The 14,257-nt window shown below is 31.3% G+C and carries 6 protein-coding genes; all 6 read right to left on the bottom strand.

The genetic code is table 11. The features are described from left to right. Positions 1-57: 57 nt before the first annotated feature. Positions 58-1,740 carry a family 16 glycosylhydrolase gene (locus tag ABY863_RS09550; protein WP_372794218.1) on the bottom strand — a complete coding sequence of 561 codons (1,683 nt, stop codon included), beginning with the start codon at positions 1,738-1,740 and terminating at the stop codon, positions 58-60. Positions 1,741-1,756: 16 nt separating this feature from the next. After that, on the bottom strand, positions 1,757-4,447 hold the full coding sequence (locus ABY863_RS09545) for a hypothetical protein (protein WP_372794216.1): 2,691 nt from the start codon (positions 4,445-4,447) through the stop codon (positions 1,757-1,759). A gap of 16 nt (positions 4,448-4,463) precedes the next feature. Continuing rightward, positions 4,464-5,987 (bottom strand): RagB/SusD family nutrient uptake outer membrane protein, encoded by a 1,524-nt coding sequence (locus ABY863_RS09540; RefSeq protein WP_372794214.1) that lies wholly within the window; start codon positions 5,985-5,987, stop codon positions 4,464-4,466. 11 nt (positions 5,988-5,998) lie between these two features. Continuing rightward, positions 5,999-9,037 (bottom strand): SusC/RagA family TonB-linked outer membrane protein, encoded by a 3,039-nt coding sequence (locus ABY863_RS09535; RefSeq protein ID WP_372794212.1) that lies wholly within the window; start codon positions 9,035-9,037, stop codon positions 5,999-6,001. A gap of 286 nt (positions 9,038-9,323) precedes the next feature. Beyond that, complete coding sequence (locus ABY863_RS09530; RefSeq protein WP_372794210.1) at positions 9,324-12,134, bottom strand: triple tyrosine motif-containing protein; 2,811 nt, start codon at positions 12,132-12,134, stop codon at positions 9,324-9,326. Between the two features lie 93 nt (positions 12,135-12,227). Then, positions 12,228-14,165: a glucosamine-6-phosphate deaminase gene (nagB, locus tag ABY863_RS09525; RefSeq protein WP_372794208.1), complete on the bottom strand. Its 1,938-nt coding sequence runs from the start codon at positions 14,163-14,165 to the stop codon at positions 12,228-12,230. Between the last annotated feature and the right edge of the window lie 92 nt (positions 14,166-14,257).

Genomic DNA, 14,257 nt, shown 5'->3' with positions numbered 1-14,257 from the left:
AAGAAAAATAAAAGGTTAGTAACCTAAATTACTAACCTTTTAATTTAATTCAAATAATTATTGATAAACTTCTATGTATTCAATCTCCATTGCATCTTCTGTAAATGCAGGATCAATAGTTCCACCTAGAGAACCTCCCATCGCAACGTTTAAAATCATAAAGAAATCTTTATCATAAAATGGTAAATCTGCATTATTAGCCATCTCTACAACTTTCACATTGTCAACAAATACTTGTATTGATTCTTGAGTCCATTCAAGAGAATATACATGAAACTCAGTAGATGCATTAGCAACTGCTGCTGTTTCTCCGTACATTGCATTACTTGAGCTTGCAGTATCCCACCAATGGAAGGTTCCTAAAGTATTATCTTTATCTCCTCCAGTCTGTTCCATAATATCAATTTCTCCACATTTTGGCCAACCAACAGCATCAAAATTAGCCCCCAACATCCATAAAGCTGGCCATGTTCCGGCTGCTGATGGTAGTTTTGCACTTATGTCAACTCTACCATAGGTAAAATCATATAAGCCTTGAGTTTTTAATCTTGCTGAAGTATAACTGCCATCAGTTTCTTTTTTTGCAGTAATTTTAAGAACACCGTTTGCTACAATTACGTTATCAGCACTATCCGTATAAGTTTGTGCTTCACCATTTCCCCAGCCACCTGCGCCAAGATCATATGTCCATTTTGTATCGTCTGGAGCTCCAGCTGTTTCAAAATCGTCTGACCATACTAAATTTGTAAATTCAGATGCTCCTTGTACAGGTTTTGTTGATGTAAATAATTGGTACCATGCAGCACCAACACCCGTAGCTGGATCTTCTTCAATTCTAACTCTCATGTAATTTTCATCAATAGAAATAATGTCGTAAGTACTTGAACCTACATACCAACCCATAAAACCTCCATTTTGAATTTCAAAACTTGTTTGTCTATAAGGAAGTTCTTTATAACTTCCTTCAAGTGCAGCTTTCGATCCAGATGGAAACAAAGACACATTTTTAACACCAAACATTGTAGTTGCTACGGTCTCATCATGGCAAGTATCTCCATCAACACCTATAAAACCAGCATAAGTACCTGGAATAAATGCAGGACCAGAAGTTTGTTCAAATGTGATACCATCTGCAGTTTTTGTAAATACGAATTCATCATCATACATACATCCTTTTTCTGCATCCCAAGGTTGAATTGAATTCCACCAGCTTTCATAAGCAAATTCTCCATTACCATAATCATCATTAGCTGTACCCATACCTATGTGCAATGGCAAATTAGCTGCCCAATACCATTTTTTACCTTCACCTATAACACCTCCGCTTAAAATGTTTTCAGCTTCAGCATCAGAAAATGAACTATAAACTTCTACATTTATTGAAGTAGTTGATGCAACTCCACCTGTACCAATAGCACTTACTATAACGGTAAAATTGTTTATTCCTACTTTAGTGAATCTGTGCTTTACTATACCAGAAGGTGCAATTTCGCTTGAACCATCACCAAAATTAAAATTATAGCTTATCACATTATTGGCAGTTGCTGTAAATGTTACAAAACCGCTTCCATCACCATACAATAACTCAGGATCATTCATATCCTGCCCCTCAATTAAAGGATCTGCTATTTGAACATTTGAGGGAGCAATTATATCCCCAAATTTGTTGCTGTCCTCTTCACAACTCGCAAAAAATGCCAGAGTAAGAAAAAGACCAATTATATATTTTATATTTTTCATTTTTATTATTTTTTAATTATTGAATAAATAAAACATCATCAAAGTAATATGTTTTCTCACCTGCTGTTGCACCATCTGTTCCAAAATTGAAAAAGATAGATGCCTTATTATAAACCCAACCGAAACTTAAACCTACACTTAATAACTCTGTTCCTGGTGCTTGATTAGCAAAATCGAATTCTATCGTCTCCCAACCTACAACAGTAGTATTTGTTTCTGTCTCACAAGTATGAGTAACATCATTTGAATCTTCAATTTTTAAACGAATAGGTGTCCCAGCTTCTGGAGACCAAACACGTACAGACATTTTAGAATTTATTAATGTAATAGGAATATTAGTTGCAAAACCAGCATCAGTTCCAATTGTAGTACCTGCCCATGTAGCAGCTGTATTAGTTTTAATTACTTTTGCAAGCATATTATTTGCGTCATTTGGATCTACAATAACTGAAGATGCATTCCCTCCAAAATCAGTTAAGGTATAATCTACTGTTGAACTTTCAAAGTCAACTGGAAAATCAATTTGTGTTCCATTACTTGGTGGAGGAGGAGTTATAACTCCATCTCTAACCAATTTGAAATACCAAACATTACCACCACCAACTAAAATCTCTAAATTCATGGTATTGTCATTATCTGAAAGCGTCACATTATAAGTAATAGAAGCAGGAGCATTTGCGGGATTAGTAAGTTCTGCATCATTTATTACTTTAGAAATTCCTAAATAAGCTCCTATCCCATTAATGGTAACAGTACCTGCAGCTGTATTATATTCATACGTTGCTGAAGCTGACCCATCATGAGGTGCTACTGGTGTTCCGCAGGCATCTGCAGTTCCTTGCCATGCCTCAAGCCAAGTATCAGACCCTAAAACATTGTTAAATGATCCATCTGCATTAAAAACATAAGTATCATCAAAAATACAAGCTCTTGTTGTTAAATCTTCTATGCTATTAAACCACCAAATATCTCCAGCTGTGGATCCAACTAGTAAAGCTTTTTCTTCTGGGGCTAATTTCCAAGTTCCCTCTATTGGTGAAGTTCCTCCTCCTCCTGAGCCAGTATCTATACCATAATTAAAATCATCTATATAAGCTGTAACGGTATCACCATTACCTTCTCCATTTACTTGTAAAACTACTCTATCAAAATCTGTTCTATTTAATGGATCAGGTTGACCTGCTGTAACGTCAGTTGCAAAATCAAATGTAACAGTTTGCCATTGATCAAAAACAATAGTTTTAATTATTTCTGTTTGTAGCACCCAAGGTTCACTTGCAGTACCATCTTGTAATTTTAAAGAAATTTGCTTTGGTTGAGTTCCTGAGACACTTGATGTTGGAACATAAATTTTTAATGAAAATTTACTATCTGAAGCTAAATCAAATTTTGAAGGAGCATCAAAACGTACATTTGCATATGTCCCTCCTGCATCAGTATACTTTAAAACAGTAGCCGAATTATTGTTAATATCAGAAAATTGATTCGTGAAAATGTTATCCATACCACAATCATCTCCAAACCAAGTATCAATATTTCCATTTCCTTCAAAATCATCATAAAGAAGTGCACTTACTACTTCTGATGGCTCTTTCCAAAAATAAATATTATCCATAAATACTGTCTCTCCAGTTGATGATATTACGAATTGAGTAACTCCTGACATGTCAGTTGTAAAATCAGTTAATGCAATATCAACACTTACCCATTTACCAAATTCTGTAGTAAGAGTTACTACTTCTGATTCTTTTAATGGATCTCCATCTGGTTGTGATGTATTCACTATTTTAAAAGCAACTTGCGTTCCTTCATTTGTCCAATAATCAAAATGAACATATTCCATTGCTGAAAGATCTGTTGGATTATCATAGCTAGTAACTATTCCTGTATAATTTAAGTAATCATATTTTAAAATATTATCCCCATCTACATCAAAAGAAGATAAAACAGTTGATTGTCCCCAACCTGGATTCCATTCGCTCACTGCTACATTTGTATAAGCATCACTAAATATAGAAACAACGTTGGCTTCTAATCTAGAAGGAGTAAGTGCCGCAGTAAGCGGTTGTAAAATTTCAGTTACTTCAAAATCTTCAATAATATATTCTACTGTTTCAATTGCAGCTCCTTTTAATACAATTTTAATAGTATATAATCCTGGTTCAGTATATACATGAGATGCTTCATCTCCAACAGTTTTTGTTACTGGTGTTTCATCTGCTACTTCTCCAAAATAAACATCGAAGGAAATTGCATTTTTCACTTCTTCAGCAAGCACCTTTACATTTACTTGTTTTGAAGTGGCTTTGTCATTTACAGGTACTGGAAACACTACAAATTCTGGTGGATCAAAAGACACCGCAAATGGCTTTACCAACTCCGTTTTTAAACCTGTAATTCCAATAGCTACAACTTTCATTACGTAGTCACCTTCAGCATATACATGTTGAATATTTTCCCCTTGCTTTATAGTTACTGCTTCAGCAGTATCATCACCCAGTGTAATAGTATAAGAAACTGCTCCCTCACTATTTGGAGTTATTGTTACTAACCCCGTATTATCAGGAGTTACGTCTAAAAGTACTGTTAAATTTGTTGGTGCTACAGCGGTAGACACAAAATCTAAACTACCTAACTCATCTTCATTACAGCTTATTACGGCTGTAACAAATAATAGTATGCTTAAAAAATATTTAAATGTTTTCATATGTTTTGTTTATTTTTTAATAATTCTGATTTTGACTCCAATTACCACCAGCGAATTGAATTTCTTCTAATGGTATAGGGAATACTTCATTTTTATTAGGTGTAAAACCATCTATTTCCTGAGCTGCTCTACCAGTTCTTACTAAATCGAAAAAACGAAATCCTTCACCTGCAAATTCTACTCTTCTTTCAGCTAAAATTGCATTGTATAAATTTGTATCAGTCATTGTTATTCTATGATTTTCATCTCCAAAAGCTCTATCTCTTACTAAATTTAAATTTATAAGTGCTTGTGGATCATTTCCTGATTTATTATAAGCTTCAGCCGCCATTAACAATACATCAGCATAACGAATTGCTCTGTAATTATTTGGATTGGTTAGTTTATAATCTTGAGCAGCATCTTCACTTCTTTTTCTAGGAATATATTTTCTATTAAAATAACCTGTATGCTCATTCTGCTTTGTATAAGTAACTTCAGGGTGTTCAATTACCCATGCATCCATATCTAGAATAGTAACCTCTTTTCTTAAATCACCATCTTCAAAAGCATCTACTATCTTTTGAGTAGGAAGATTAAAATTGTTTCCTGATTCAAAGAAAGGACCTTCATATGAATTAGGACCTGCAAAACCTACAGCTACATTACCTTCAATAGCTTGCATATATCCATAACTTCCACCTTCAACATCTGTATATTGAATTTCAAAAACAGATTCAGGACCGTTTTCACCTGCCATTTCAAAAATGTCATTGAAATCAGATACTAACGAATATCCTTCATTATCAATTACTTGCTGTAATCTTAAAGCAGCCAATTGGTATTTTTCTCCTGAATTAGACTCACTATTTAAAACATTATCTAAATAGGAAGCTTCATATAAATAAGCTTTTCCTAGCAATGCCAATGCAGCACCTCTAGTAGCTCTTCCAGCTTGTGAAGGCATTGGATTTAAATTCTCTGATGCAAAAATTAAATCATCCTCAATTGCAGCATATACATCAGTAACTGATGAACGTGGAATTGATGTCTCATCACCAGGAGTAAATCTTGCATCTCCTTTCATTGGAATAGGTCCAAACCATTTAACCAGTTCAAAATGGTAATATGCTCTAAGAAAACGAGCTTCAGCTATAATTTGGTTTTTTCCTTCAAACTCGATATTGTCTTTAAATTCAAGAATATAATTACTTCTTTGAACTCCTGCAAACATCCAATCCCATACTTTTTTAATTTCCGTATTTACAGGTGTATGAATCATGTCATCAACTTGCTGATATCCAGGAACATCTGTTGGTCCGTTTCCACCACATACTGTATTATCAGAAGCAAACTCTCCCATTAAAACATTTACAAAAGTTGATTGTAAAAGGTCATATGCTCCAATTAAAGCGCTTTCGTATTCCGCTTGAGAATTAAAATAATTCTCTGAATCAATTGAATATTCAACTGGACGATCAACAAAATCATCGGTACAAGAAATTGTCAGTGCCGAAAATACTGCTATAATTGATATTGTTATAAATATATATTTTTTCATTTTAATTCAGATTAAAAATTAATGTTTAAGCCTACCATGTAGGTTCTTGGAATAGGGTAGAAACCATCATCGATTCCTCCGCCAATTGGTGCACCACTTGAAGCACCTGGGTCGTAACCTCTATATTTTGTGAAAGTATATAGGTTATTTGCGCTTGCATATACTCTTAATTTAGTTGCGCCTATTTTTTCTGAAACTTTAGAATTAATCGTGTACCCTAATTGGATGTTTTGTATTCTTACATAAGAAGCATCTTCAACATAATATGTAGAAAACACATTATTAACTGATGCGCCCGTTGTTACACGTGGATTAGTATTGGTTGAACCTTCACCTCTCCATCTGTCTAAAACATAATTTAATTGATTTGCATCAGGAGCAATACTTTCATAATTTCGTACCATATCATTACCAACTGAAGCAAAAGTATACATTGAAAAATCTAAAGCTTTATAATTAAACTGTAAATTAAGCCCCATAGTTGCCTCTGGAATAGGATCTCCAATATTAACTCTGTCTTTTACATCTATAACATTATCATTATTGGTATCAACATATCTAAAATCTCCAGGTGCTGATTGAGCTCCTAAATCTGCCTGTGAAGGATGTGCATCAACTTCAGCCTGGTTTTGAAAAATCCCATCTGTTTGATATCCGTAGAAATAACCTATTGGTTGCCCTACTTCCATTCTAGAAGGTGCTGGTTGCCCAATACTAAATACACCACCTTCAATAAAATCAGTTCCATTAATTTCTGTAACTTCATTTTTAAGGAATGTTACATTATAACCAATACTCATTGAGAAATCATCAGAAAAATTATTTTTATAATCTATTGAAAATTCTAATCCTGAATTTTTAACTGTTCCTGCGTTTATAGTTGGTGAAGATGCTCCTGGCGCAGCAGCACCAAGGATTCCTGAAACAGGTATATATGGTATTAACAAATCTGCTCTTGTATCAATAAAATAATCTGCAACAACATTTACTTTGTTATTTAATAATTTCATATCTAAACCAACATCAAATTTTTGTGCTTCTTCCCATTTTAAATCTGGATTTGGAATTTGTCCTGTTGCTACTCCATTAACTAAAGCACCATCAAAAACATAGGTTGCCTCTCCTGATAATTGAGAAATATAACCATTTGTTGGAATTCTATCATTTCCTAAAGTACCGTAACTACCTCTCAATTTCATGAAGTTAATTACACTAGATTTTCCAAAGAAACTTTCATCAGACAAAATCCAACCAGCAGTAAATGAAGGAAAATAAGCAACTTTATTTCCAGGTCCAAATTTTGTTGAAGCATCTCTTCTTATCATAGCAGAAACAAGATATTTCCCTTTAAAATCATACTGTACTCTACCAAAGTAAGATAATTTTCTTTCATCAAAAGTATAAGAACCAACAGGTATTACTCCTGGAGCAGGTGCTCCATTTGCCAATGAAATATCAGCATTACTCCAAGTATTGTTAGGAATATCATAACCTGTAGCATACAATCCATTTCCCCATTCTTTAAAAATGGTATTTCCAAGGGTTCCAACAATTTTATGGTCTGCTATTTCTTTTATATAAGTTGCATACAAATCAAAAGAATAATCATTATTATTAACTGCATTTTGAGAAACTGAACTTCTAGTTACATCAAAAACTTTCCCTCCATAATCAATAATTTTTGCAAAACTTTTACCTTCACTATTTGAAGTGTTGAATCCAATTGAACTTGTTATTACTAATTCATCCAATAATTGGTAATCTAATCCGAAATTACCACTTAACTTCTTAAAATTATAATCATTATATGAATTTTCAATTTGAGATAAAGGGTTTATCATTTCATTTCCTAATCTTCCTAATGGGAAAATAGTAAAATCTCCATTGGTATCGTAAGGACTTAATGTTGATGGTGCGTTTACAGCATTCATAAGAACAGATGCATTCCCTCCTTCTGGTAAACTTTTTCTATTAAAATATGTATAAATTACATTTGATTTTAATTTTAACTTTTCTGAAAGTTCAGCTCCTAAAGATATTCTAGCTGTGTTTCTTAAAAACCCTGATTTTTTTCCTCCAATGATACCTTCTTGATCTAAATGTGAACCACTTATAGCATACGTAATTTTTTCAGAACCACCAGACATTGATAAATCATGACTTATAATAGGTACAGCATCACCAAAAACTTCATCTTGCCAATCTGTACCATTTCCAATACCTGACAAATTTGGGTATGGTAATGGATCTCCACCATTTGCGTAACTTTCATTAAGTAATGCAGCATACTCAGTTGCATTTAAAACATTTAACTTTCTTGAAGTTTCTTGGAATCCAACATAAGAATTAAAAGAAATTTTAGCTTTCGCATTCTTTTTACCCATTTTTGTTGTGATTAAGATAACCCCATTTGCAGCTGTAGAACCATAAATTGCAGCTTGTGCATCTTTTAATACAGTTATAGTCTCTACATCATTAGGATTTAGCAAACCCAATTCACCAACATAACCATCAATAATAGTAAGTGGTTTGTTATCACCATTGGTAGCAATACCCCTAATACGAATATTAATGTCTGCTCCAGGAGATCCTGAAGTAGTAGTTACATTTACTCCCGAAACTGTACCTTGTAAGGCTTGTTCCATTTTTACAGGTTTCAAATCTTCTAATGTTTTGCTGTCAACTACTGATACAGCACCTGTTACTTCTCTTTTTTTCTGGGTACCATACCCTACAACAACAACTTCGTCTAAACTTTCGGTATCTTCATTAAGTGATACGTTTAAGAAAGTGCTATTTTTAATTACAATTTCTTTGGTTGCAAAACCAAGATAAGAGAATACAAGTGTTTCTCCATTTTTAACATTAGACAGTGCAAAATTTCCGTCAAAATCTGTTGATGCACCTTTATCTGTGTTTTTTATAACTACAGAAACTCCCGGCAAAGGTGTACCACTATTGTCGGATACAACCCCTTTAATTTCATAATCTTGCCCGTAAGTTAAAATACTTGCAAAACATAGAAAAAATGATACTAGTAATGATTTCATATAATTTGAATTAAGTTTATATAAAAGTAATGGGAAAAGTTAAAAAAATGATAATACCAACCTATACAAAAAACATACAGCAAAATAAAAAAGATATTAATCTAACATATTTATAGGGTAATTTAGGATATTTATTTTGATTTTATTAAGAAAACAAAGTGTTTAACAACTCTAATGCAAGTAGCAAGTATTATTGTAAAAAAAATTAACTACAACCTTAGAGATATAAGAATGTTGTGGTAATGTTGTAGTGTTTTTTGGTTTATTTAAATTTTGTAGCAGTACATTAAACTCCTAAAATATACTCAACAAGGCTTTTTTCATGAGGAAGATCCATTTTCTTACGTAATCTATATCTTTTTATCTCAACACTTCGAGGTGAAATATTTAATAGCGGAGCTATTTCTTTAGATGACAAGTTTAGACGTAAATAAGCACATAATCGCAAATCATTTGGAGTTAATAATGGATGAACTTTTTTTACTTTCTTTAAGAAATCACTATCTGCATTATTAAATGCTTCCTTAAATAGTTCCCAATCATTAGAATTTGAAAGGTTTTTATTAATAATTTTAAGAACTGGCTCTACATGACTTTCATCCTTAATTGCTGTTAATTCTTCTTTAATAGTATTTAAAATTTCATTCTTTTTAATAATACTCATTGTTGAAGTACCTAGTTCTCTTGATTTACTCTCAATATCATTTTGTAATTTTTCATTTTTTAATTTCATGATTTCTTGTTCATTCTCTAATTGAGCGATGGCAAATACACGTTGTTTTTTTTCAATCAACTTTTGCTTTTGCTTATTATAATAACGTTTGTAAAATACATGAATAAGAAATAATAAAACACTTAATAAAATTAAATAAATAAATAACATTTGGTTTGAAAGAACCAAAGGCCTTTTAATTGTAAATGAATATGTTGCTGTATTCTTTGATAATTTACTACCAATTTTAGCTCTAACATTAAAGGTATAATCGCCCCAAGGAAGGTTTTTAAAAGATATTTCTGAATTTTCTGACCAATCACTCCATTCATTATATATTCCTTTTAGTTGGTATTGGTAATTTACTTGGTCAAATTTATCAAACTCAGGCACACTATAATTAAAATATAAGTTGTTTTCTTCATATTTAAATTCATTGATATTTTTTACATTAATAAATTCCTTTTCTTTATTAAGTATACTTTTTTCAATTGAATTTATAAAGATCTCATATTCTTTATCAACTAACTTATCTAAATCAAGTAAAATGTAACCATTTGAAGACCCAAATAAATAAATTTGGTCATTTAGTTGTGTGACATTTTCATAACCTAAAACAAATTTCCTTAATGAAGCTGGTAAAGATATTTTAGTAACAATTAAATCATTGTCTAATTTAGCAGGTTTACAATACACAATATTTTTATCTGTAAAACCCCATAAAGTCTTTTCTTTATTGTTTGTAATTAATTTACCAGAAACATAATCATCATTCGCAAAAATATTTATGCTTAATAAAGAATCTTTTAAAAATTTACTCTGAGACTCTTCATATTTATAAACACCCCTATTAGAAGTGTATAATAAATGATTATTATATGTAATTAAACTTGATATTGGTTCTTTATGAACACTTTCTTCAATTGTATAATCAAGTATCTTTGTAAAATTATTATTAACATGAAGTTTAAAAACGCCTTTCCATTCATGGCTTACAAAAATATTGCTCTTAGAATCAAACCCAAAATATCTGCTTGAGATATTAAAACCTTCAATTTTATTTCTGAATTGCCATTTATTATTTATTTTTTCAATAACATTCAAGCCATTATAATGTCCTTGCAATAACAAATTATTGTTATTTTTTATAGGTATAATATCCCAAGTACCCATTGCATTCGTAATTAAGTTTGCTTTATTAGTAGCATCAACAACAAAAGTTCCTAAATTATGCCCACAAAATAACGTATTATCAAAAACCTTTAAACACCATACTTGGCCATAAGTACCTTCTATAAATTGAAAATCATCAGAATTATTTTTTTTATAAAATAATCCTTGATTGGTTCCTATATACAAATTGTTATTAAATAATATTGCTGCATAAACTGAGCCTAATTTTCCATCTAAATCATTAAAAACACTAAATGGAGAATTGAAATTAATCATACTTATACCATTGTCTAATCCAAGCCATAGATTTTGCTCTTTATCTTCAAACATTGATAAAATAGTATTGTTACTTAGTCCATTATTTTGATTAAATTGGTTTATTATTTCTCCTTTTTCATTCAATTGATAAATGCCATTTCTAATTGTTCCCAATACAAAACTTCCATTTCTTAATCTTAAACTACTAAACACACTAACAGATGCGATTATTTTGTTCGCTGGGATATCCCACTTTGAAATACTTCCTGCATCAAGAAAATAAAACCCTTTTTCTTGAGTTTGAAATAAAACTTTATTATTTATTGAAAAAATATTAACTAAAATATTGTCTTTAAATATGGGGTCATCTGATATTAATAATGGCTTTCCGTTTTCAATTTTAAAAACTCCCTCTCCATATCTCTGAAAATAAATACTATCCTCAACTCTAAAAACCTTAGGTAAATGTGTGTCAGATTTTATAATATTGAATGAACGCTCTTCAATATTATATATATATATACGGCGTAAGGATTGGAACAATATCCATTTATCAAATGAAATTATATTCCAAATATGTTCATCTTCAAGAAGAGGCTCATTAAGTTCATGAATTAAAGAATGATATTCCAAATTGCCCATTTCATTTCTTTCCCAAAAACCAAACTCTCTGAAACAACCTGTGTATATTTTACTTTCTATAACATTAACAGCTCTTAAAGATGTATTATTGGGAGATGGATATAACTTCCATTTAGCACCATTAAACTCTAATAAGCCACTATTATTAGCTACATATACATACAGGTCATTTCCCTGAGAAATAGACCAATTCTGGTTATCAGCACCATATAGTTGTGGAGAAAAATTCTCAATAGGTGGTAATTCTTGTGCTTCTATAATTGTAGAAACCAAAAACAATAGGCTTAAAAATATTTTTTTAATAAATTTCAATTGCAAGAAGTATTATTATTACAATAATACAATTTTTATTATTTATAGTTTTAATTTATTAAAACTATAAATAATAAAAATTATTCAACCAAATTAATAATGCCATCGTACAAATGCTTCCATTGCTGCATAATCAGCTAAACCTAAATTATTATACTTTTCTGCAGTTTTAGTATTTCTATCTTCAGCACGCATCCAAAACTCTCTAATATCATTACCTTGAAACATAACTCCATCTTTTTGAGATTGATGAAAGAAAATTGCTTTTCTCTTTTTTAATACCTGATCAGGACTCATTGGTACTACCATTTCAATTTCATGAATATCCCATTCTTGCCAAGCTCCTCTATACAGCCACAACCAACAATCATCCATAAATGGCTTTGGTTTTAAAATTTTTAAGGCATCAAACAACGCATTTAAACTAACTCTATGTGTGCCATGTGGATCGGCTAAATCCCCTGCTGCATATATTTGATGTGGTTTAATTTGCTCAATTATATCACACATTATGGCAATATCTTCATCACATAATGGATTTTTCTTAATACTACCCGTTTCATAAAATGGTAAATTTAAAAAATGTACATTTTCATCAGGCACTCCTAAATATCGGGTTGCAGCCAATGACTCCATCTGCCTAATTACGCCTTTCAACTTTCTAACTTCAACACTATCAACAGCATTGTCTTTTTTAGTTTTAATTTGATTAATAATTCCCGAAATAAAACTATCATCCTTACTACATTTCATATTTTTTGATACTTCAGCAAATTTTAAAGCCTCATAGTCTGAAACAGCTATATTACCTGAAGTTTGATATGCAATATGCACTTCATGTCCTTGACTAACCAATCTGTCAAAAGTACCTCCCATTGAAATTACATCATCATCAGGGTGTGGACTGAAAATTAAGACTCTTTTATTAATCGGATTCGCTCTTTCTGGTCTTGAACTATCATCAGCATTGGGTTTACCTCCTGGCCAACCTGTTATAGTACGCTGTACTTTATTAAACATTTTAATATTTAAATCATAAGACGAGCCTTGTTCAACCAATAAACTTGACATTCCATTGTCATTATAATCTTCATCAATTAATTTTAAAATAGATTTTCCTGTTTTTTGACATAGCCAAATAATTGCTTTACTGCTTAATTTCTCATCCCAAACACAAGGTCCTACTAACCAGGGTGTATTTATTCTTGTTAACTCAGAAGCTGCTTCAATATCAAGAATAAATGTTGTATTGTTATGATGTTGTAAATAAGTAGCTGGTACTTTTGATGAAATTTCACCTTCTATGGTATTTTTTATAATTGAAGATTTGTTTTGACCCCAAGCTAATAATATAATTCTTTTTGCCTTTCTAACGGTTTTTATGCCCATTGTTATGGCTTTTTTAGGCACATTTTCAATACCTAAAAAAGAAGGAGCTGCATCAACTTTTGTAATATAATCTAAAATAATACTTCTAGTTTCTGAGTTAAAATGTGAACCTGGTTCATTAAATCCAATATGCCCAGTTCTACCAATACCCAATAATTGCAGGTCTATTCCACCACTTTCATCTATCGCTTTTTCATAATCTATACAATATTGATGTAATTCATCAGCAGTAACAGTTCCGTCTGGCACATGAATATTTTCAGGTAATATATCAACAAGGTTAAACAAATGTTCATGCATGAAATAATAATAACTTTGAATATTATCTTTTGTCATTGGATAGTATTCATCCAAATTAAAAGTAACAACGTTTGAAAAACTTAAGCCTTCTTCTTGATGCATTCTCACTAATTCCTCATAAACCTTTATTGGTGAAGATCCTGTAGCCAAACCCAAAATACACTGTTCTCCTTTTGCCTTTTTACTTATAATTAAATCTGCAATTTCTTTTGCAACTTTTAATGATCCTTCAGATGAGTTTGAGAATATAACATTATGCTTTTTTTCAAATCTGGTTTCTTCAAATTTCCCTGATTCTTCGTAAGCAATGCTCTTTGTGTATTTTAACAGTTTAGCTTCCATTTTTTTTAGTATAGTATTATTTACTACAAAATTACTAAAAACAATTACAAAAAATGAATTTTATGCATTTATATTCTGTTTTGTGCGTTTTT

This window comes from Lutibacter sp. (assembly GCF_041562875.1).
GTDB lineage: Bacteria > Bacteroidota > Bacteroidia > Flavobacteriales > Flavobacteriaceae > Lutibacter.
Note: the sequence above shows the minus strand (reverse complement) of the source record. Positions and strands in the feature narration are given on the sequence as shown.

Coding starts and splice junctions, on each gene's coding strand:
- ABY863_RS09550 (WP_372794218.1), bottom strand. CDS start 1,740: ATGAAAAATATAAAATATATAATTGGTCTTTTTCTTACTCTGGCATTT.
- ABY863_RS09545 (WP_372794216.1), bottom strand. CDS start 4,447: ATGAAAACATTTAAATATTTTTTAAGCATACTATTATTTGTTACAGCC.
- ABY863_RS09540 (WP_372794214.1), bottom strand. CDS start 5,987: ATGAAAAAATATATATTTATAACAATATCAATTATAGCAGTATTTTCG.
- ABY863_RS09535 (WP_372794212.1), bottom strand. CDS start 9,037: ATGAAATCATTACTAGTATCATTTTTTCTATGTTTTGCAAGTATTTTA.
- nagB (WP_372794208.1), bottom strand. CDS start 14,165: ATGGAAGCTAAACTGTTAAAATACACAAAGAGCATTGCTTACGAAGAA.